The organism is Bacillus nitratireducens (genome assembly GCF_036320425.1).
Taxonomy (GTDB): domain Bacteria; phylum Bacillota; class Bacilli; order Bacillales; family Bacillaceae_G; genus Bacillus_A; species Bacillus_A nitratireducens.
Window position 1 is genome coordinate 132,326 of sequence record NZ_JAUMJO010000004.1, and the last position, 21,132, is coordinate 153,457.

A 21,132-nucleotide genomic window follows, 5' to 3' on the forward strand; every position below is an offset into this window, starting at 1 on the left:
AGTATTAGAAATATATTTTCGTTAAATTATTACAGAAATAAAAATCCCCTCAAAGTGAAGGGGATTTTTATTAATAATATAAAGCAACTAACTAAATCTATTGGTCGAACGAAGGAAGACTGCTCTTAGTAGTACGATAAACATTAAAAACATCCATTTTTAAATTGTTTAGGTGAAACACCAGTATGTTTTTTGAAGACCTTTGTAAAATGGCTCTGATCATGGAAATTTAATAATGTAGAAATTTCAGATATAGAATGTCTTGTATAAGTCATTAAACTTTTTGACTCATCAATCTTAGCGCGCTGTATATATTCGCCTAGTGAAATTCCAATTTCTTTTTTGAAAAGGGAAGATAGATAACTAGGATTTAATGCGACTATTTCGGCTAGATGGGATAGCGTGATTTCTTCATAAAGATGAGTAAATATATAATTTTGACATACGTTTATAGGTTTTGAATGTTTTTGCATCGTCCCATTTTTAACTCGTTCTGAGAACTCAAGTAAAGCATTCTCCAAAAATGGAGAAATGGCTTCACTTTTATTTATTTCTTCGAGTTTTTGAATAAATAAATCACTGAGGGTATATGCGATTTCAGGGAATAGTCCACCATCTATAGCTGATCTAGTCGCAAGTGTAATTGCGGCGATGGCAGAATTCTTCTGGCTTCGCAAATGACTTGTTTTTGACAACACCCCAAGATCCCCTGATTCAGGCAATTTCTTTAGATTTTTAATTAAATCATCCTTTTTCCCCAGCTTAATACACTCGAAAATTTCCCTTTCAATTAGTGGATCGATATGAGTTAATGTACTTTGACGTTGCTCTGATATTTGTACGTCAGGCTGCTCTATTTCAAATTCTGCCTTTTTTACAAGTATATTTTTTTGCAGAATATCAGCAATGTCTAATTTTTGTTGATACAGCATGTAATAAAGAACCATACTCACATTTAAAAAATTCAAATTACTTAAGATGGGGAGAGAATGATAATATCGAATCATTTTCTCTTTGTCTATTTTTAGTTGAAGATCATTAATGAGTCCTTTAATTGAGGTTTCTGATAACCTGGAATAAAGGACTGGTCCAACGATGATATTCCCACTCAGTTGATCGTTTAAACGCAAGTTAATTGAGAAAAAATTTTCAAGAAAAGAAGTCTCTTCAAGTACCGGAAAAGTATAGGGAGGATTGTCCCTAAATACTTGGTTAAGCAACTCCTCTTTTGAAGAATACAAAGGGTTATGCTGAAAATTTGGAGAGATTTCAAATGCTAAATTTCCTTTGTCATCAATGAAAAAGATGGGTGTTTTATGTATGTCAAAGACTAGCTTACAAATATAATATAAATCTTCTAGTTTGGAGCAATTCATTATTTTAACCTCTATTCATTAAACATTAGCCAATATATTTACAAGTAAAAGGCAACATAAAATCCTCTCTTAAGCAATGGTTTCACAATAAGAGGGTACATCTTATGTTACTCTGCAAAGTAATCATAAATATAATAAGCCAAAATTTTTACAAGTATTCTAAAGAATATACCATAATATCTAAAAAATAATAACTATAATGACATTAAGAAAGCGTTTACTTAATTGTTTTTTAGGAGGGCTATCATGAAAAGAGATATTAAGAAAATCATTTCACAAATGACGTTAGAAGAAAAGGCAAGTCTATGTTCTGGATTAGACTTTTGGAATACAAAAGGGATTGAGCGATTAGGAATTCCTTCTATTATGGTAACTGATGGACCACATGGGCTTAGAAAACAAGCAGAGGGAGCAGATCACTTAGGGATTTATAACAGTATTCCATCGACTTGTTTCCCATCAGCAGTAGGGTTAGCAAGTACATGGAATAAAGACTTAATAAATCAAGTAGGAGTTGCATTAGGAGAAGAATGTCAGGCTGAAAATGTAGGTGTTCTCCTTGGACCAGGTGCAAACATAAAACGTTCGCCGCTATGCGGAAGAAACTTTGAGTACTTTTCAGAGGACCCGTATTTATCATCTCAAATGGCTGCAAACCATGTGAAAGGCGTACAAAGTCAAGGGATTGGAACGTCATTAAAACATTTCGCTGCTAATAATCAGGAGCACCGCAGAATGTCTGTAGATGCAATTGTTGATGAAAGAACTTTGCGTGAAATCTATCTTGCTAGCTTTGAAGATGTCATTAAGGAAGCACAGCCTTGGACAGTGATGAGTGCTTACAACAAGATAAATGGTGAATATGCTTCGGAAAATAACTATTTATTAAATGATATTTTAAAAGATGAATGGGGATTTGAAGGTTTTGTCGTTTCTGATTGGGGTGCAGTAAATGAGCGTGTTGCAAGTTTAGCGAATGGCTTGGAGTTAGAAATGCCTTCAAGCTTTGGAATTGGTGAGAAGAAAATTATTGATGCAGTTAACGGTGGTGAGTTATCTGAAGAAAAGCTTGATCAATCAGTAGAACGTCTTCTCAACATTATTTTTAAAGCAGTGGATAACCAATTAGAAAACGCTGTGTATAGTAAGGACGCGCATCATCAGCTTGCTAGAGAAGTTGCTAGTGAAAGTATGGTTATGTTAAAAAATGAAGATTCCATCCTTCCGCTGAAAAAAGAGGGGACAGTAGCGATAATTGGAGAATTTGCAAAGCAACCACGTTATCAAGGCGGCGGAAGCTCTCATATTAATCCAACAAAGCTTGAAAGTATTCTCGAAGAAATCGAAATGGTATCAGGTGAAAAAACAAACATATTATTTGAACAAGGCTATAATCTTGCAAGCGATGATGTAGATGAAAACATGATTAATGAAGCAAAAAAGATTGCAGAAAGCGCAGATACAGTGGTCCTTTTTGTTGGACTTCCAGATCGTTATGAGTCAGAAGGTTTTGATCGAAAGCATTTACAGATGCCAGAAAATCACGTGCAATTAATTGAGGCTATTGCTGAAGTTCAAAGTAATATCGTTGTAGTTTTAAGTAATGGTGCTCCAATTGAAATGCCATGGATAGGTAAAGTAAAAGGAATACTTGAAGGCTATTTAGGTGGACAAGCATTAGGCGGAGCAATTGCTGATTTATTATTTGGTGATGCGAATCCAAGTGGGAAATTAGCAGAAACATTCCCGAAAGTTTTAAGCGATAATCCTTCTTACTTAAACTTCCCTGGTGAAGGTGACAAAGTAGAATACAAAGAAGGTGTCTTCGTCGGATACCGTTATTACGATAAAAAAAATGTTGAACCATTGTTCCCATTTGGTTTTGGGTTAAGCTATACAAACTTTGAGTATAGTAATCTTTCAGTAGATAAGAAAGAAATAAAGGATACGGAGACAGTTTCTGTAACTGTAAACGTGAAAAATATTGGTAGTACGGTAGGGAAAGAAATTGTTCAACTCTATATAAAAGATGTTGAAAGTACTATGATTCGTCCTGAAAAAGAATTAAAAGGATTTGAAAAAGTAGAATTGCAGCCGGGAGAAGAAAAAACGGTTAACTTTACTTTAAATAAAAGATCATTTGCTTATTATAATGTTGAATTGAAGGACTGGCATGTTGAAACAGGTGAATTTGAGATTTTAGTAGGTAAGTCTTCAAGAGAGATCGTTTTACAAGATAACATGTATGTTCAATCAACGACTATAATTCAAAAAACAGTGCATCGTAATACTTTGCTAGGAGACATATTTGCAGACCCAATTTTAGCACCAATTGCAAAAGGGCTTATGGAAAAAGCATTAAAAGATAGCCCGTTTGGTAGTATGGCTGAAGGGGATAGTGATGTCTCTGAAATGATGGATGCTATGCTGAACTATATGCCATTACGAGCATTAGTAAACTTTAGCGCAGGTGCTTTTACAGAAGAAATGTTGAGTGAAATCATTGGGACTTTGAACGATACGCAGATGAATTGATAAGTATGAATGAACTTTTTATCACATATTAATGGCCCGGAAATGCCCGATTGGTTTGGGTTAATAATCAGTGGGGGATGGACAAAATCCCACTGATTTAAGTTTTATGTAGGACGTTTCTCCAACAAAAAAAGAAAATGAGAGTTAGAATCTCATTTTCTTTTTTTTGTACTTATGCTGCTAAATATAGAAGCATTCGCTTGTCTATCATCTTTAATCATCACTTATAAATATGAACGATGAGCTGGCCATGAACCTTGGAGTTTACGAAGTTGTATAATTTGTCCTGTATGATAAGCATCGTGCAAAAGGATATTCATATATTGTTGCCAAACAGGTAGAGAAGGACTTGGTTGATCCAGTTCTGCTTCTTGAAGGGATGTTAATGAAGATTGTAAGGCATCATGTACTTGAAGCGTTCGCTTCACTGTTTGCTGCCAAGCATCCTCATCATTAGGTCCACCTTGGACAAACGTGTCATCATTATTTTGTGGAGCAACAAATGTGTCATCTTGATGTAAGCGAGAAAGTAAGCGCTCTTTAAAGGTTAGTAAATGGTTTGCATTTTCCCAAATCGTATTACTGGCCTTTCCTTCTGGTTGCCAACATGCTTGTGCAGCGGTAAGATTCTTTAACGCTTCTGATATCGGTGGGTACCATTCTTCATCGTAAAAAACTTGTTTGACTCCATTTTGCAATATTTCTTTTTTACCCATCCATATAGCCTCCTTAACTATGAGATAGACCAACAATAAGTGTTAGAGAAATTAGGTACGTTTCTAAAAGAATAATATGACGCCGTTGTAGCAATTGCAGAAATAAACTTATGCTTTCTAACTCATTTTTCTTACTGCAATAAATTCTCCTTTCTCTTCAAGAAACCTGCCTCATAGTTGAACATGAAAAGCAACTGCAGCTTAAATTTAAAAAATTGTAGCGAAATAAATTTCGGAATGTTTCAAAATTCTAAAAAAATAGAAGGTATAATTCGATAAATATAGAATTTATTACTTAGCAAATAAGGAGGGGATTAAATGGAAGTCTTTCACGTAACGAGTAGAAAAAGGGAAACGTATAACGTTCAAATGAAGTATTCGATACTTTTCGAATGTGTACTTGGCATTGCAGCAATTACTCATAAAAGGTTAATCGACACGCTTGAAAAGCCTCAAAGCGAATGGGAAGAAATTAGAAAATCTTTATCTCATGAAATGATAGAGCATTTGCAATTTGTCGAGAAGCACAATACGTGGAAAGCGTTGCTACAGTTACTGTATGATGGAGATTTTACGGATTTATCTCAGTTTGTTCATAATATCAATTCGCTATCGGAAGTAGATTTTAAATATGTGTGCTTACCGTTTTTAGGAGAAATCCATCAAGAAAAAAGACATTTAGCAGCTAGCGGAGAAGTTTCAGTAGCACAAGAACTAATGGAATTAACACAGGAACATCAGTTTTTCTCTGCGTATATTGAGTTTATATGTAATACAGATATGCAAGTATTAAAAGCGCATTTAATCGCTGTTATGACAGGATGGTATGAGAGTGTTATTAAGAAAGAGGAAGAGGAACTACTTTCTATACTAGAGCGAGATTATGAAGCGAAAAATGAAATGAATAAAAAGATGAAACCGGAAGAGTTTGTCGAGTGGGCAACAGGTGGAGTTATATACATGCCAGAACCAAGTGTGCATCATGTACTTCTTATCCCGCAAATCACATACAGACCGTGGAACATAGAAGCAGATATTGAAGACACGAAAGTATTTCATTATCCGGTCGCAAATGAAAGTATTCATCCGGAAGATCCATATGAGCCGAGCTATTTTTTAGTACATAAACATAAGGCGCTTGGGGACGAGGCGAGATTGCGTATTGTAAAACTATTATTTGAACAAGAGCGTACACTGCAAGAAATAACGGAAAGATTACAACTAGGAAAATCGACAGTACATCATCATTTGAAACTTTTACGTTCAGCAAAGTTAGTTGATATTCATGATGGGAAATATGTGTTAAGAAAGAAAGCATTGCAGTCTTTAGCGAAAGAATTAGATGCATTTTTGAATAGATAGTATACAACGAGAATGTACATAAAGGGAGGAATTTAATAGAAAAGTTGGTGAGCTATAGTGAATAGTGTATTGAAAAATCGTTCGTTCTTTTTTATGTGGATTGGCAGTGCAATTTCAGAATTAGGTGGGGCTTTCGGGACGTTATGTAATTCAATTCTTGTTTATGAATTAACAGGATCAAAAACAGCATTAAGTAGCATGTGGTTACTATATTTTATCCCGTCTCTCATATTGCAACTTATAAGCGGGCCATATATTGATAAATGGAGCAGAAAGTGGATTATGATTTTTTCGCAATGGATGCGAGCTGTGGTTTTCTTATTGCCGTTAGTCATGTTAGTTACTAGTAGTATAGAAGTTTGGCATGTGTATGTCGTACAAATTATAATCGGGCTTATTACGCCGCTGTATACACCTGCAAGTCAGGCGATTACACCAAGTATTGTAAGTAAAGAGAACCTACAAGAAGCAAATGGATATATTGATGGAATGACTCGTCTTATGATGTTTCTTGCGCCAGTATTAGGTGGTATCGTTATTAAATTCATTGGAATCAAATTAACAATAATGTTCGTATGTGTTTGTCTATTCATTAGTGGAGGATTGTTACTTTTCATAAAAGAAAAAAGGGTAAAGCAAGAATTGAGAAAAACGTGGCTAGAACAGTTTCTTCACGGGTTTACATACTTTTTCACAAAACCAGTCATCGTTTGGCTCGGGGTATTTCTTACTTTCGTTCAATTTGGAGTAGGGGTAACGATGGTCACAAACCTTCCGTATATAAAAGACGAGCTGTCAGCGGGATATGCGGAGTATGGCTATTTTATGGCAGGGTTCCCGCTTGGCTATGTAGTTGGCTCCATGTTAGTTGGGAAAGTGAAGAATAGAAGTCGTCGACTACTTATGCTTGGAGGATTATTCGTAGGGGGACTTACTTACATTTCACTAGGTTTAAATAATAGTATTATTATTGCGATTGTAATCGAAGTAATTGCCGGTATATGTATTGCATTTTTCAATGTTCATAACACAACAATATGCCAACAAACTGTCCCAAATAATATGATAGGAAAAGTATTTTCAGTGCGACTCTTTTTCATACGATCAGCTATGCCATTAGGTGTGTTATTAGGAGGCATACTGAGTGAAATGTGGGGAGTGAGAGCACTATACTTTATCATCGGTACGATTATATGTGTCACTTCTTTAATAGGGATATTGCTACCGTATTTTAAATTTTTAGATGAGTCGATTGAGGAGAAGTCTGCATAATTCTAAAAATTTGAAACTTTTTAATTGAAAATAATTATCATAATCAATTATAATAGAAGAATACTAGTATTGGTATTACAAAGAGGGAGTGGAATATATGTTTATCGAAACGAAGACATTTACAGTAAAAGAAGGTACATCAAATATAGTTGTGGAACGCTTCACTGGAGAAGGAATTATTGAAAAATTTGAAGGATTCATCGACTTAAGTGTTCTTGTGAAAAAAGTAAGACGCGGAGACGAAGAAGTTGTAGTTATGATTCGCTGGGAATCGGAAGAAGCATGGAAAAACTGGGAAACGAGTGAAGAGCACTTAGCTGGACATAGAGCGGGCCGCGGTAAGCCAAAACCAGATCATATCATTAAGGTTGAGCACGGGGTTTATTATGTGAAATCATCGAAATCGGCTTATCAACAGTCGTAAAAATACATTTGTTTAATTATATTCTTTCGAATAAATAACCATCTATCTGCTTACTGATAGATGGTTATTTATATTGAATAAAGAGAATGATTCGCATGTGATGTAAGGAGAATTAACGGACAGGTTAAAACTAGAAATGTTATAATATAAACTCGATCAGTGAGTAAGATTAGGAGGGACAATAATGGTTCAATCGATAGTTCATATTGCATTAGTAGTAAAAGACTATGATGAGGCAATAGAATTTTATACAAAGAAACTAAATTTCACATTAGTTGAAGATATTTATCAGCCAGAAGAAAACAAACGTTGGGTAGTGGTATCTCCTCCAGGTTCAGTCGGCACCACAATATTATTAGCTAGGGCATCTAAACCAGAGCAAGAGCCCTTTATTGGTAATCAATCAGGTGGTAGAGTATTTCTTTTCTTAAATACTGACGATTTTTGGAGAGATTATAATGAAATGATTTCAAGAGGAATAGAATTTGTGAGAGAACCGAAAGAGCAATCATATGGAATTGTGGCAGTATTTAAGGATTTATACGGGAATTTATGGGACCTGTTGCAACTAAAAGATGATCACCCAATTGCACAAAGAATTAATAGAAAGCAATGCGACTAAGCATTTCGCAAGTATGTAAAAATTAGCAGTGTCTATAATGGTAATGTATGAGAAAAAATATAATTCAATATCGTTTAAAAGGTGTTTGCGTATTTTAGAAACTGAGAAATATCGATATATTCTTATAGGAATTATATTACGTGCTCAATAACTTGGAGGGTAAAAATGATAGAAAATCTTTCATTTATTACATATGAAAACCATAAAGAGTTAGTACATAAAATTCTAAATGAGCATATAGATAGGAAAGATGAGAGTGGATTAATGCTCATCGGATCTATCGCAAGAGGTGACGCATACCCCGAATCGGATTTAGATTTATACGTTCTTTTAGGGAATGGACAAAAGAAAGATTTTCATTCTGAAAAGAGAGAAGGTATTTTAATTGAATATAAGTATGCAGACTTTAAAAGAATTCAATTAAACTTTAAAAATAATCCAATGGAATTATACTCTTTTCTAGAAGGAGAAATTTTATTTGATCGTAACGGTGAGTTGAAAAGGTTAAAGGAAATAGCTCAACATAAATATGAAAACTATTCTGTTTCTAGTGATAAAGTAAAAGGCATTTCTCATTGGTTACATAGTTCGCTTATTAAAATTCAGGCTGCTTTAAAAGCAAAAGATGAGTTAAAAGCTTCATACATAGTTCACACATCAATGTGGACATTGCTAGAGGGAATATGGGCTATTAATAACAGACCAACACCTCCAGCTGGATCTGCTTTAAGGTATATTCAAGCATTATCTATTAAACCGACTAATTTTGATGATTTACTTAATAAAGTGTTTTTAGGAGATACGACAGAGCGGATCTCTTCAGCAATTTCCTTGATTGAGTGGATTTTACTTAATTTGTAGAATAAATAATTTGGCTATAACACTTGTCAACTTATATAGGTAAATCGATACTCCATGTCGAATTGTTCATATGATTGCATTCCTTTCGAAAAACGTTCTAAGCTATAGGAAAAAGCATAAGACTATAAAAAAGTCTTAGACGGTATATCTTTCTTTACATATGTAAGTGTTATCAATATGAGTATATATTACCCTCTGCTTAAAAGGAGATGAGTAAATGAAGTTAAATCATATGAATCTATGTGTTGATGATTTATCAGAAGCGAGACATTTCTTTGAAACATTTTTTGATTTTCAATTTTTGGAGCAAAAGGGAAAGGCACTAGTAGTGATGAGTGATGAGAGTGGATTTATACTTGTGCTAAGCAATCCCAAAGCATTTAAGGGGAATAAGGAAGTTACGTATCCGGAAGCTTTTCATATTGGTTTTTTAGTGGAAACTTCAAGTGAAGTTGATCAAGCATATAATCGATTAGTAGCTGGTGGCATTGAAATAGACAAGGAACCGTATGCAATGAGAGGTAGTAGTTATGGTTTTTATTTTACAATGTTTAATGGATTGTTAATTGAAGTGTCTTGCCTTGACTATAAAGATGGTAAGAAAGTTCCAAAGCTTAATGATGCTCATCAAGAGTAGTTGTTTGAAGATGTAAATATAGCCCCTATCCAGTTTGGAAAGGGGCTTGATCATTTTATTTGTATGATAAGTGAAAAACAAACTGTTAATAAACTAGAGGGTATTCATCTTAAAGCCAATATTGTATGTTTAAAATAAAGTTGTATAAAAAGGTCTATTTTTTAGAGGAATTGCTTATGCATAAAAGAACTCTAATTTTTTTGTGCTGTTGCTAGAAAATTTAGAGAATCAATCTTATTTTTGATGTGATGAGGTGCGAAACTATTATGAGTAGTACAGTGATATAAGTAGGAGGTTCTCACTATGACAACTTCATATAAAGCTATGGCATTCCAGCTGAAAACGGAACGACTCGACCTGAATATGTGGGAGGAATCCGATGCAGTCTGGCTGAGAAAATTAATTGGCGAACGTGGTGTGGACATGCCAACCATTGACTCTGTTCGTAGCTATCTTATTGAGATGCGCAAGAAAGCAGCTGAAAATGGTATTTCTCTTCTCACTATCCGTAGGCGAGACGAAGGCGATTTCATCGGATACTGTGGCTTAATTATCGGTCGTTCAACGCTTGAAGAGCCGGAGATTGCATACGAGTTGTTCCGCAGTGCTCATCGCAAGGGTTATGCGACAGAGGCAGCATCAGCTGTGCTGGAGGCTGCGATTGCTACGGGGCGCCAAAGACTTTGGTCGACTGTAGGCGCTTGGAATGTTGCGTCCTTCCGGGTATTAGAAAAGATAGGATTTAAGCGGCATCACAGTACGTGGGGTGAGCGCGGTGAGATTGTTTGGAACGTACGCGATCTGTAGAAATCTGACCAAATTCGGAACAATAAAAAATGTAAAAGAAAGCCCATATGTTAGGTTACTCAGTAATCTAACATATGGGTTTTTCCTTATAGTAAATATTGATTTTGTATATATTTAAGTGTAATAGTCTGTCTTTTACCTTAATTTTTCACATCATCATAAAGTTCCAGCGCTTCTTTCACATTCAATCTATTTTTTACAATGCCATGAATTGCTTGAATCATCGCAGCTGGATGTTCGGATTGCCATATGTTTCGGCCCATGTCTACTCCGATTGCGCCTTCTTGGAGGGCGTTGTAGGTAATGTTTAATGCGTCTTCGATTGAATCTAGTTTCGGACCGCCCGCGATTACGACTGGAGCAGGGCAAGTGCTCGTTATTTTTTCGAATCCTTCGCAGTAGTACGTTTTAATAATGTCAGCTCCCATTTCAACACATACGCGGGAGGCGAGCGCTAGAAAGCGAGCTTCACGTTTTTGTAGTTCTTTCGCAACGGCGGTAATACCGAGTACTGGCAGGCCATAATCGTGAGCTTCAGATACTACATTTGCGAGATTTGAAACGGTTTGTGTTTCATAGTCTGATCCAACAAAGACAGAAACGCCGACGCCAATTGCGTTTTGTTTAACAGCTTCTTTTACAGGTGTAACAATTGTTTCATTCGCTAAATCTTTACCGACGACGGTTGCCCCGCCGGATACACGCATAACCATCGGTGTGTTGCAGTTTTCAGGTATACAGGAGCTGAGTACACCTCGTGTTAAAAAGAGGGAGTCTGTATAAGGAAGTAAGTTTTTAACTGTTTCTAACGGTTGTTCTAGTCCATGAATTGGTCCTAAAAAGTAGCCGTGATCTATCGCTAACATAACTGCTCTGCCATCAGGTAAAATTTTGTTTAATCGATTTTTAAATCCCCAAGTCATTAGGAATCACTCCTTCGTTAATGTTGGATTTTCAGTTTGTACTGTATCTTTATTTGGTAAATGTGGTGATTTTATAAAAACAGCTTTAAAAGGTTTGTCAGAATGGTTAATAAGATAGTGAGATTCATGAGGGCGAACTTGCAAGACGTCACCTTGTTTGATTGGAACTCTTTCATTATTTACATAGAAGTCTATTTCTCCTTCTAATGCATAAAAGACTTCTTCGCACGTTGTATGATAATGATTTTGAAACTCTTGCCCAGGCTGAATAACAACAAGGCCAAGATCAATATTTGGACCTTGTATTAAATATTTCGGCCCGTTATCACCGAAGCGATATGTGAAATCATCTTCATTCACTTTTAGCATAGAAATCACTCCTTTATGTAATGTGTTACAGTGCACCGGGGGCAATCCACATATGTGATGTGAAACCTTTATCGGCTAAAGAAAGTTGGCTAGCATACACTGTTTTCCATGTTTCATAGAATCCTTTATAGAGCTCATGATTTTCAGCGTTTGGCATAAATGTTTTTTCCCACTGTACAAATTGCTCGGCAGTTTCTGGCATTGATTCATATATGCCTGCACCAACACCAGCGGCAATTGCTGTACCTAAAGCAGCTGCTTCTTTAACAACTGGTACTTTGACTGGGATTCCAAGAACGTCTGAAAGAATTTGCGGCCAAAGCTTTCCTTTAGCGGCACCGCCAGCAAAGATTACTTCAGAAGGGAATTTACCAGTGAGAGCTTCAATTAATTTCAAGTTGCCAAGTGTAACGAAGGCCGCATTCTCTTCAATTGCACGAAACATCTCTTTCTTCCCACATTTATCAGCATCTAAGCTCAAATTTAAAAAGGATGGTGCAGCATGTCGCCAAGAAATATAATTCATTACATTTGAAAAAGTAGGAATGATGCCATGTGAACCTACAGGAACTTCTTTCGCTTGTTCTTCTAATAATTCATATGCATCTACACCGAGTTTTTCAGCGAGTCTTTTTTCTTCTTGGCAAAAGGCATCTCGAAACCATCTCATAACAAGGCCAGGGAAGAAAGCGATTGTTTCGTATTGCCATAGGTTAGGAATGACGTGGCAATTTACACGAATCGCCGCATTTGGATCAGTTTCTGATTTTGTTATATTTACTTCTTGTTGCCAAAAACTGCCCCCGCATATAAATGTTTGTTCAGGTTTTACAACTCCAGTTCCAAGTGATGCCATTTGTGCATCTCCGCCGCCAGCAACGACAGGAATTCCTTCATGTAATCCTGTTAATTCAGCAATTCGTTTTGTGATATTCCCGATAACTGTACCAGCTTCATTTACTTTTGGAGCAAAGGCTAGAGTAAGACCGCATTGCTCAGCAACCGAGTTATCCCAAACTCTATTTTGTAAATCGAATATACCGGACGTACATCCGTTTGAAGGATCAATTTGTAGTACGCCGCACAATTTATATAAAATCCAATCGTTTAACATCGTGAAAGAATGAATGTTCCTGTACACGTCTGGTTCATGTTTTTTAATCCAAAGTAAGCGAGGTAAAGCACCTAATGAAAAAGTTTGACCGGATTTTTTATATAAATCCTCTTCAATTTCGGAACGAATTTGTTTTAGTTCACTAACTTCCGCTGATGCGCGGCCATCAACATTTGCACAAGCCCATATTTCTTGCCCATTTTTATCGTATAAAACAAAGCCTTCGCGCATGCTTGTTGCACTAATACCTTTAATAGAAGAGGAGGACGTATTACTTTTTTGCAGAACATCCTTCGTACACTCTTGAACGAGTTTCCAGTTTTCTTTTACATCAAAATTCATAGAACCGGGATAACGACTATCTGATTTATGAATCCATTCTTTTTGACTAACAGCAAGCTGATTTCCTTGTAAATCAAAAAGGACTGCTCGAATACTTCCTGTACCAGCATCGTAAGCTAATAAAGAGGACATTAAGAGTCACCTTCCTTTCTTAATAAGGAGAGGGCAGTATCTTCATCGGTAATTAATGTATGAATGAATGTTCCTTTTAAGGCACCATAAATTGCATCTAACTTTTCAGTGCCGCCAGCTACACCAACGACATGCTTCATATTTTTAAGAACAGAGAGTGGTGTGCCGATAAGACGATTATGATGGGGAAGTTCTAATTGTTTTCCAGCAGTATTATAAAATTGCCCTAAAATATCTCCGGCCCCGTACTGACTACGTATATATGTCATTTCATGTAGCGTTAATTTTTCTTCTTTCACAATAGTGGCGTCTTGAGAGAGGCTGCCAATGCCAACTACTGCTGTATGGGCAAGTGAAGCAACGTGAAGCATATCTTTCACACTCGGCTCTGATAGAATACTTTGTGCCATTTCGTTAGTGGATGCTAGAAAAGGGGTAGGAATGATGTGAAGATCTCCTTGCATGTAGTTCAAGTAGTTTTGTTTTCTCGGAATATAATGGTTAACACCGCCTGTAAGGGTAACGATTGAAAGATTCATAGAAGTTTCAAAATGAATATTTTCTAGCATTTTACTTATCGTTTCGCCCCAGCCGATGCCGAGTAAATCTCCTTGTTGCAGATGAGTTTCTAAATATTGTGCAGAGGCTTTTCCAAGTGATGATGCATAATCTTCAGTTGGTGTTGGAATAACGAAAGCATCTTTTAGATGGAATTTTTTCATAAGGTCACGTTCGATGCTTAAACAGTGTAAACCAGTACCTTTTACGTGAAATGTGACGACACCTTCCGCACGTGCTTTATCTAACAACCGAACAACTTTATTTCTTGAAATGTGGAGAAGTGAAGCTATTTCTTGTTGCGTTAGTTGATCTTTATAGTAATACCATGCCACTTTTGTTAACAAATTTTCTTCAAAGTTCAGCTGTGACATTCTCTTCATCCCTTTCAACAATTGACCACTGCTTAAACATATGTGTTCGTTATTTTGTTTATTCCAGTTGAAACGATAGTTAGTCCAGTGAAAAAAGTGTTCTAGATATGAAAAAAGGAATATACAATGCTACAAAACAAGTAGAACAAAAAATCATTTTCTCAAAAAATGTTCTGCATAAAGGCAGGTGATATCATGTGGAGAGCGTGCCCTTATTACAAGTTACAAAGATGAGTAAATCATTTGCAGATCAACTCGTATTAAAAGAAGTCAATTTACAATTAGAGCGTGGAGACGTATACGCTTTAGTCGGTGGAAATGGTGCCGGGAAATCAACGTTAATGAAAATATTAACGGGTTTGCATTCATACGATTCAGGTGAGTTGTTTGTAAAAGGGGAAGTACAACAGTTTTCAAACACAGCAGAAGCGCATCAACATGAGATTTATTTAATACCACAAGAGCCCCTCATATTTCCTCATATGACAATTGAAGAGAACATTTGTATCGGAATGAAAGCGAAAAAGCAAGAGCTTCGAAATAAGATTAATAAGTTGCTAGAAGAATTAGGGTGGAACATTCAACTTCATGATCTAGGGTTATCGTTATCCATTGCCCAGCAACAATTGGTAGAAATATTGAGAGGATTAATAAGGGAAGCTGAGATTCTTATTTTAGATGAGCCAACATCGACATTAACAACTCACGAAATTAAGAGTCTTTTTGTGTTGATGAAAAGTTTAAGAGAAAAAGGAATTGGCATGATATATATTACGCATCGTTTTCCAGAAATCTTTGAAATTGCGAATAAAGTAGCGATTTTGCGTGATGGTATGATTGTTAGTCAGGGAAATGTATCGAGTTATACATATGACTTGCTAATGGATGGGTTATTGCCGAAAGGTTATAGAATTGAGGAGAAGAAAGAAATAGCACATGAAGAAATAGAGCCTTCGGAAATAATATTAGATGTCACGAATGCGTCTAGTTACGCGTTTCAAAATGTATCATTAACTGTACACGCTGGAGAAGTTGTTGGGATTGCAGGTATCGTCGGATCAGGTAGGACGGAATTAGCTGAATCAATATTTGGATTAATACCTTTGAAATCAGGTTCCGTCTTATTAGAGGGGAAATCCATTACGAAGTATTCGGTACATAAGAGAATAAAAGAAGGGATGGTGTATGTGCCGGAGGACCGGGCAGGGAATGGCATATTTTCAATTGCGTCTGTTAAGGAAAATATAACATCTGCATCTTTAAACAGTATGAGTAGCTTCTTTTTAAATAACAAAAAAGAAAGCGCTTTATCCGAATCGTATATAAAACAATTTCGAATTGTTGCCCCTCATATAAATGAAGAGATGACGTCTTTATCAGGTGGAAACCAACAGAAGGTTGTACTGGCGAAATATCTTGCGTGTAATCCGAAAGTGATTATTCTTGATGAACCGACCCGCGGTATTGATGCGAAAGCAAGACTAGAAGTATACGAAACTATATTAAGTTTGAAGAGAAAAGGACTGGCGATCATATTAATTTCTTCAGATGTAGAAGAAATTGTTCAATTAGCAAATCGTGTATATGTCATGAGAAACGGAGAGTTTGTATCTCATTTAGAAAAGAAGGAAATTAGTATAGATGAAGTTACACGCCTGGCATATGGAGGAAAGGGAGGTGTAACGGAGTGAAACGTGTATTTAAGATGCATGAGACGTCTATTATTATTTTATTACTTCTTTATATAGCCTTCGTTGGAGTAATGAATCCTAGTTTTATTCAGTTTAGCTCATTATCTTTAATGCTGAAATCAAGCGTTATTTTAGTTGTTTTGGCAATTGGTCAATCTTTCGTATTATTTACGAAAAATATTGATGTATCAGTAGGATCTATTATGGGCTTAAGCGCTGCGGTTTGTGGGATGTTGTTAACAGATGGATACAGTGCCTTTATTTCAATATTTGCGGCAATTATACTTGGTGCTCTTATTGGTATGGTAAACGGAATTGGCGTTACGAAATTTCGAGTGCCAGCTATCATTATGACATTAGGAATGCTCGGGATTATTAGAGGTGCAATGTTACTATTTACGGGCGGAAAGTGGATTGAAGATATTCCGAATAAGTATAAACAGATTTCTTCTATTATGATGTTCGGTATTCCGGTAACCGTATGGACCGTTCTTATCATATTACTGCTACTATATTTCTTTTTAATGAAAGTACAAATTGGAAGATATTTTTATGCGGTAGGTGATAATGAAGATGGTGCAAGGCTTATTGGAATACATGTAGATAAAGTGAAAATATACGCGTTTATCATATCAGGCATAAGCGCTGGGATCGCTGGATGCATATTCGTAATGAATATTGGGTTCGTTCCAAATCAAACAGGTACAGGGATAGAATTGCAAGTGATCGCCGCTGCTGTTTTAGGTGGTATTCATTTAAAAGGAGGAACAGGTTCTATATTTGGAGCGGCATTAGGTGCATTCTTTTTAGAAGTTATAAGCAGCTCACTTGTCTTTTTAAAAATACCTGCATTTTGGAATAGTGCTATTTCAGGATTTTTACTTTTACTCATCATTATATTAGATAGCGTCTTAAAAAAATGGAAGAAACTCCGGCAATTAGAAGAAAGGAGGGTGAATCTATGAGGGGAATACGTAGTTTGTATAGATGGGAAGGGGTTCTTCTCTTATTGCTTCTCATAGAATTCATTTTCTTTAGTATCATAAATAGTGATTTCTTAAACATTAGTAACCTCCTTTTTAGCATGAACGATTTCCTCATTATTTCAATTGCGGCTATTCCGATGACATTTGTCATTGTAACTGGCGGAATTGATGTATCAGTAGGATCTATTATGGGGCTTACTTCAATTCTTATCGGCGTACTTTGGATGAATGGTATGCCGATACTGTTGGCAGTTATCATTGCGCTCGTAGTAAGTTGTATAGCCGGCGGATTAAATGGACTTATTATAAAAATGACAGATGTAGAACCTCTTGTCGTTACACTTGGAACGATGTTTTTATATGCAGGAATCGCCCTTGTTATTTCAGGTGGTTCGGGGGCAGCGGGCTATGAAGGAATTAGTGGTTTACCAGATTCGTATGTGCAATTGGCAAATGGTAGTTTTATCGGTATACCTAATTTATTATGGCTCCTTGTCATTTTAACGATAGTATTTACGATATTGTTTCACCATACAACATACGGTCGTCACGCAAAACTAACTGGCGCAAATGAAAGTACGGCGAAATACTCCGGGATTCGAACGAAGAAAGTAGTGATTATTGCATACGTACTTTCTGGGTTAGGAGGTGGATTAGGAGGAGCTTTCTTAACAGCGTATTTCGGTTCTGCTCGTGCTGATATTGGAAGTGAAACGATTTTGCCAGTTATTACGGCAGTTGTTTTAGGGGGAACACTTATTACGGGCGGAAAAGGGAGTATTATTGGGACAGTACTAGCGAGTATTTTTATAGGACTTATGCAGTACGGTTTGCAAATGACTGGCTTAACGAATGAACAATCCAATGTAGTAATTGGTATTATCCTTATTCTTTCAGTTATTATGAGACATTTCAAATTACATCAATTCAAATTACATCAATTCTTAGCGGGGAAAAGACGGAATTTGCATAAGGGGGAAATGTCATGAAGAGAAAACTGGGGATTGTTATTATTATGTGTATTTGTTTAATCGGTTTAATCGCTTGTTCTAGTCAAACAGCGGATAAGAAAAAAGCAGATGATGTAAAATTTGCGTTCATTCCGAAATTAACAGGAGTTGGCTTCTTCACATCAGGCGGTGAAGGTGCAAAAGAGATGGGGGATAAGTTAGGTGTACAAGTGAAGTATGATGGACCGTCTGAGGCGAGCGTATCAGGGCAAGTAAAATATATAAACAATTTTATTAACCAAAACTATGATGCGATTATGGTTTCATCTACGTCAGTTGATGGTCTCTCGCAATCACTGCAACGTGCTAAGAAAAAAGGGATGACGGTGTTAACATGGGATTCTGATGTGAATCCGAAAGACCGTTCTTTTTATATAAGCCAAGGAACGCCAGACCAACTTGCAAATTTATTAATTGAAATGACTTCTAAGCAAATAGGGGATAAAGGAAAAGTAGCATTCTTTTATTCAAGTCCGACTGTAACAGATCAAAATCAATGGGTAACGAAGGCGAAAGAAATTATTAAAGAGAAATATCCGAATTGGGAAATTGTAACGACGCAATATGGTGAAAATAATGCACAAAAATCTTTATCAGTAGGGGAGAGTATTTTAAAAACGTATCCGGATATTAACGCAGTAATATGTCCAGATGCAACAGCACTTCCAGCGATGGCGCAAGCGGCTGAGAACTTAAAAATGGATAAAAAGGTAGTCGTAACTGGGTTTTCAACGCCGAACGTTATGCGTGATTATGTAAAACGAGGAACAGTAGAGCAATTTGGTTTATGGGATGTTAAACAACAAGGTGCACTTGCAACGTATGTCGCAAATGAAATTGTTGTAAAAGGGAAAAAGTTAAAAGTAGGGGATAGCTTTGAAGTAAAAGGAATCGGAAAAGTGAAAGTAGAACCAAACTCTATTCAAGGGTATGACTATGAGGCAGAAGGAAATGGTATTATCGTATTACCTGAACGAGTTGTATTTACGAAGGATAATATTGATAAGTATAATTTCTAGTTGAGAGTTAAAATGAATTTGTCGTTTCTTGTGGGTAAGTCGATATAAATTTATCTACTATTATTTATTCGCAAGAAAAAGTAAAAAAACGTCCGAATACATCGGACGTTTTTATTATGTCGTTTTTTTAATCTATCCGTTAATTGTGAACAGCTTCTTTTTCATTTAACCCAAGTGTGCGTCCTGTTGAAGCGTGAAGTTCTTGGAACAGTCTTGGATTTTCCGTTAGTGATATGCCATAAGAAGGGATCATCTCTTTTATTTTTGGCTCCCATGCTAGAATGCGTTCTGGGAAGCATTTTTCTAATACTTCAAGCATAACGTGAACTGCAGTAGAAGCACCTGGAGAAGCACCAAGTAACGCAGCGATTGATCCGTCAGATGCACTAACAACTTCCGTACCAAATTGCAATGTTCCTTTACCACCTGCATCAGTATCTTTTATTACTTGCACACGTTGACCAGCAACTACAATATCCCAATCTTCACTTTTCGCGTTCGGAATAAATTCACGCAATTCTTCCATACGCTTTTCATGTGATAGCATAACTTGTTGGATTAAGTATTTTGTTAAGCCCATTTCTTTTACACCAGCTGCTAACATCGTTAAGACGTTATTCGGTTTTACAGAACCGATTAAGTCAAGATTTGAACCAGTTTTTAAGAATTTAGGTGAGAATCCAGCGAATGGTCCAAACAGTAAAGCTTTTTTATTGTCTATATATCTCGTATCAAGGTGAGGTACAGACATTGGCGGAGCACCAACTTTAGCTTTACCGTAAACTTTAGCATGATGTTGCTCTATAACTTTTTGGTTTTTACATACCATAAATAGTCCACTTACTGGGAATCCTCCAATATGTTTTGATTCAGGAATACCAGTTTTTTGTAGTAGAGGTAGACTACCGCCACCGCCTCCGATAAAGACGAATTTTGCAGTATGGTGTTCGATTTTACCACTATTCATATCATGTACTTTCACTTCCCACAAACCGTTCTTCGTACGTTTAATATTTTCGACACTATGTTTGTAGTTTAGCTCGACATTTTTAGTTTTTAAGTAATCAAACAACATGCGCGTTAACGCACCAAAGTTAACATCTGTTCCAGAATCAATTTTCGTTGCAGCCATCAGTTCATTAGAGTTTCGACCTTCCATAATAAGTGGAAGCCATTTTTTTAATGTGTCAGGAGCATCAGAAAATTCCATTCCTTGGAATAGAGGGTTTTTTGAAAGCGCTTCAAAACGATTTTTTAGAAACTCGACATTTTTTTCCCCTTGCACCAAACTCATATGAGGTAGTGGCATAATAAAATCTTGTGGATTACGAATTAAGTTTTTCTTAACAAGATATGCCCAAAATTGTCTTGAAAGTTGAAATTGCTCATTTACTTTTACAGCTTTACCAATATCTATAGACCCGTCAGATTTTTCGGATGTATAGTTAAGCTCACATAGCGCAGAATGTCCTGTACCGGCATTATTCCATTCGTTAGAACTTTCTTCTCCGGCATTTGCGAGTTTTTCAAATACTTTAATTTCCCATTCAGGTGCCAATTCTTTCAGTAATGATCCTAACGTTGCGCTCATAATTCCAGCGCCAATTAAGATAACGTCTGTTTTTTGCTGCATGTTGCTCATGATAATCTCTCCATCCCCTATATTGGCAAAAAAGAGTAGGTGTTTTTATGTCTAAGCCGTAAGAAGAAAACACCACCTAGGCCCCACCTAGGTATTTACCTTTTTTGTCTCAATTATATAACCATCTCATACTCTATTATAATAATTAATAGACTAAAATATCTAGTGTTATCTGATAATTTTAAACTATTTAACGCTTTATTTTGTAGAATTCTTCTGCCATAAGGGTAAAAAGCATTGTAGTAAAGCGGAATTTGGAGAAGAATTCCAGTTTGATGTTATCTCAAAAAAACTTACTAATACTTTTATTTTTAAGTTTTAATCTTTGGGAATTTGTAAAAATCTGTTTTTATTACATCT

General features: G+C 36.2%; 19 protein-coding genes. 12 read left to right on the plus strand and 7 right to left on the minus strand.

Annotation, left to right across the window (positions count from 1 at the left end; translation table 11 throughout):
* Positions 1-143 precede the first annotated feature (143 nt).
* A complete protein-coding gene (locus Q3V31_RS16205) occupies positions 144-1,376 on the minus strand; it encodes a helix-turn-helix domain-containing protein (protein WP_000995832.1) in 1,233 nt (410 codons plus the stop codon).
* Positions 1,377-1,622: 246 nt separating this feature from the next.
* On the opposite strand from Q3V31_RS16205, the gene Q3V31_RS16210 reads away from it, so the two are divergent.
* Entirely contained in the window at positions 1,623-3,911 is a 2,289-nt protein-coding gene (locus tag Q3V31_RS16210) for a glycoside hydrolase family 3 C-terminal domain-containing protein (protein WP_090813594.1), read from the plus strand.
* 224 nt (positions 3,912-4,135) lie between these two features.
* Here Q3V31_RS16210 and Q3V31_RS16215 read toward each other — a convergent pair whose 3' ends face one another.
* Positions 4,136-4,627 (minus strand): DinB family protein, encoded by a 492-nt coding sequence (locus Q3V31_RS16215; RefSeq protein ID WP_000516601.1) that lies wholly within the window; start codon positions 4,625-4,627, stop codon positions 4,136-4,138.
* Positions 4,628-4,945: 318 nt separating this feature from the next.
* Here Q3V31_RS16215 and Q3V31_RS16220 point away from each other — a divergent pair, with 318 nt between their 5' ends.
* The 7 genes from Q3V31_RS16220 (at position 4,946) to Q3V31_RS16250 (ending at position 10,612) form a co-directional block, all read left to right on the plus strand.
* Complete coding sequence (locus Q3V31_RS16220) at positions 4,946-5,989, plus strand: ArsR/SmtB family transcription factor (RefSeq protein WP_000451636.1); 1,044 nt, start codon at positions 4,946-4,948, stop codon at positions 5,987-5,989.
* A gap of 57 nt (positions 5,990-6,046) precedes the next feature.
* Complete coding sequence (locus Q3V31_RS16225) at positions 6,047-7,261, plus strand: MFS transporter (protein WP_090813592.1); 1,215 nt, start codon at positions 6,047-6,049, stop codon at positions 7,259-7,261.
* 97 nt (positions 7,262-7,358) lie between these two features.
* The gene (gene hmoA, locus Q3V31_RS16230) at positions 7,359-7,685 is read left to right on the plus strand and encodes a heme-degrading monooxygenase HmoA (RefSeq protein ID WP_000469495.1); all 327 of its coding nucleotides are present in this window, start codon (positions 7,359-7,361) and stop codon (positions 7,683-7,685) included.
* Between the two features lie 184 nt (positions 7,686-7,869).
* Positions 7,870-8,307, plus strand: coding sequence for a VOC family protein (locus Q3V31_RS16235; protein WP_000250787.1), 438 nt, complete (start codon positions 7,870-7,872; stop codon positions 8,305-8,307).
* 165 nt (positions 8,308-8,472) lie between these two features.
* On the plus strand, positions 8,473-9,168 hold the full coding sequence (locus Q3V31_RS16240) for a nucleotidyltransferase domain-containing protein (RefSeq protein WP_000572076.1): 696 nt from the start codon (positions 8,473-8,475) through the stop codon (positions 9,166-9,168).
* A gap of 217 nt (positions 9,169-9,385) precedes the next feature.
* Positions 9,386-9,805, plus strand: a complete 420-nt coding sequence (locus Q3V31_RS16245; protein ID WP_090813591.1) for a VOC family protein — start codon at positions 9,386-9,388, stop codon at positions 9,803-9,805.
* A gap of 303 nt (positions 9,806-10,108) precedes the next feature.
* A complete protein-coding gene (locus Q3V31_RS16250; protein WP_000213828.1) occupies positions 10,109-10,612 on the plus strand; it encodes a GNAT family N-acetyltransferase in 504 nt (167 codons plus the stop codon).
* Between the two features lie 140 nt (positions 10,613-10,752).
* Here Q3V31_RS16250 and lsrF read toward each other — a convergent pair whose 3' ends face one another.
* The 4 genes from lsrF to Q3V31_RS16270 are packed head-to-tail and all read right to left on the minus strand — an operon-like array spanning position 10,753 to position 14,424.
* On the minus strand, positions 10,753-11,535 hold the full coding sequence (gene lsrF / locus Q3V31_RS16255) for a 3-hydroxy-5-phosphonooxypentane-2,4-dione thiolase (protein WP_000219756.1): 783 nt from the start codon (positions 11,533-11,535) through the stop codon (positions 10,753-10,755).
* A 6-nt stretch (positions 11,536-11,541) separates the two neighbouring features.
* A complete protein-coding gene (locus Q3V31_RS16260) occupies positions 11,542-11,904 on the minus strand; it encodes a cupin domain-containing protein (RefSeq protein WP_000921867.1) in 363 nt (120 codons plus the stop codon).
* Between the two features lie 25 nt (positions 11,905-11,929).
* Entirely contained in the window at positions 11,930-13,492 is a 1,563-nt protein-coding gene (gene lsrK / locus Q3V31_RS16265; RefSeq protein ID WP_090813590.1) for an autoinducer-2 kinase, read from the minus strand.
* Positions 13,492-14,424, minus strand: a complete 933-nt coding sequence (locus tag Q3V31_RS16270) for a sugar-binding transcriptional regulator (RefSeq protein ID WP_000080656.1) — start codon at positions 14,422-14,424, stop codon at positions 13,492-13,494. Before Q3V31_RS16270 ends, lsrK begins: the two co-directional genes overlap by 1 nt.
* Positions 14,425-14,621: 197 nt before the next feature.
* Between Q3V31_RS16270 and Q3V31_RS16275 the strand changes: the two genes are divergently transcribed.
* Genes Q3V31_RS16275 through lsrB form a run of 4 tightly spaced genes read left to right on the plus strand, consistent with a single transcriptional unit; the run spans position 14,622 to position 19,130 of the window.
* On the plus strand, positions 14,622-16,115 hold the full coding sequence (locus Q3V31_RS16275) for a sugar ABC transporter ATP-binding protein (RefSeq protein ID WP_139265929.1): 1,494 nt from the start codon (positions 14,622-14,624) through the stop codon (positions 16,113-16,115).
* On the plus strand, positions 16,112-17,080 hold the full coding sequence (locus Q3V31_RS16280; protein WP_090813589.1) for an ABC transporter permease subunit: 969 nt from the start codon (positions 16,112-16,114) through the stop codon (positions 17,078-17,080). The genes Q3V31_RS16275 and Q3V31_RS16280 overlap by 4 nt, the downstream gene beginning before the upstream one ends.
* Positions 17,077-18,090, plus strand: a complete 1,014-nt coding sequence (locus tag Q3V31_RS16285; RefSeq protein WP_141534518.1) for an ABC transporter permease — start codon at positions 17,077-17,079, stop codon at positions 18,088-18,090. Before Q3V31_RS16280 ends, Q3V31_RS16285 begins: the two co-directional genes overlap by 4 nt.
* On the plus strand, positions 18,087-19,130 hold the full coding sequence (gene lsrB / locus Q3V31_RS16290) for an autoinducer 2 ABC transporter substrate-binding protein LsrB (RefSeq protein ID WP_000823642.1): 1,044 nt from the start codon (positions 18,087-18,089) through the stop codon (positions 19,128-19,130). Before Q3V31_RS16285 ends, lsrB begins: the two co-directional genes overlap by 4 nt.
* 139 nt (positions 19,131-19,269) lie before the next feature.
* Here lsrB and Q3V31_RS16295 read toward each other — a convergent pair whose 3' ends face one another.
* Positions 19,270-20,772 carry a malate:quinone oxidoreductase gene (locus tag Q3V31_RS16295; protein ID WP_000069135.1) on the minus strand — a complete coding sequence of 501 codons (1,503 nt, stop codon included), beginning with the start codon at positions 20,770-20,772 and terminating at the stop codon, positions 19,270-19,272.
* Between the last annotated feature and the right edge of the window lie 360 nt (positions 20,773-21,132).

Excerpts from the sequence above, each read along its gene's own strand:
- Q3V31_RS16270 (WP_000080656.1), bottom strand. The coding sequence starts at position 14,424 with ATGTCACAGCTGAACTTTGAAGAAAATTTGTTAACAAAAGTGGCATGG.
- Q3V31_RS16220 (WP_000451636.1), top strand. The coding sequence starts at position 4,946 with ATGGAAGTCTTTCACGTAACGAGTAGAAAAAGGGAAACGTATAACGTT.
- Q3V31_RS16235 (WP_000250787.1), top strand. The coding sequence starts at position 7,870 with ATGGTTCAATCGATAGTTCATATTGCATTAGTAGTAAAAGACTATGAT.
- Q3V31_RS16205 (WP_000995832.1), bottom strand. The coding sequence starts at position 1,376 with ATGAATTGCTCCAAACTAGAAGATTTATATTATATTTGTAAGCTAGTC.
- lsrK (WP_090813590.1), bottom strand. The coding sequence starts at position 13,492 with ATGTCCTCTTTATTAGCTTACGATGCTGGTACAGGAAGTATTCGAGCA.
- lsrB (WP_000823642.1), top strand. The coding sequence starts at position 18,087 with ATGAAGAGAAAACTGGGGATTGTTATTATTATGTGTATTTGTTTAATC.
- Q3V31_RS16215 (WP_000516601.1), bottom strand. The coding sequence starts at position 4,627 with ATGGGTAAAAAAGAAATATTGCAAAATGGAGTCAAACAAGTTTTTTAC.
- Q3V31_RS16285 (WP_141534518.1), top strand. The coding sequence starts at position 17,077 with ATGAGGGGAATACGTAGTTTGTATAGATGGGAAGGGGTTCTTCTCTTA.
- Q3V31_RS16245 (WP_090813591.1), top strand. The coding sequence starts at position 9,386 with ATGAAGTTAAATCATATGAATCTATGTGTTGATGATTTATCAGAAGCG.
- Q3V31_RS16295 (WP_000069135.1), bottom strand. The coding sequence starts at position 20,772 with ATGAGCAACATGCAGCAAAAAACAGACGTTATCTTAATTGGCGCTGGA.
- Q3V31_RS16240 (WP_000572076.1), top strand. The coding sequence starts at position 8,473 with ATGATAGAAAATCTTTCATTTATTACATATGAAAACCATAAAGAGTTA.
- lsrF (WP_000219756.1), bottom strand. The coding sequence starts at position 11,535 with ATGACTTGGGGATTTAAAAATCGATTAAACAAAATTTTACCTGATGGC.
- Q3V31_RS16250 (WP_000213828.1), top strand. The coding sequence starts at position 10,109 with ATGACAACTTCATATAAAGCTATGGCATTCCAGCTGAAAACGGAACGA.
- hmoA (WP_000469495.1), top strand. The coding sequence starts at position 7,359 with ATGTTTATCGAAACGAAGACATTTACAGTAAAAGAAGGTACATCAAAT.
- Q3V31_RS16210 (WP_090813594.1), top strand. The coding sequence starts at position 1,623 with ATGAAAAGAGATATTAAGAAAATCATTTCACAAATGACGTTAGAAGAA.
- Q3V31_RS16260 (WP_000921867.1), bottom strand. The coding sequence starts at position 11,904 with ATGCTAAAAGTGAATGAAGATGATTTCACATATCGCTTCGGTGATAAC.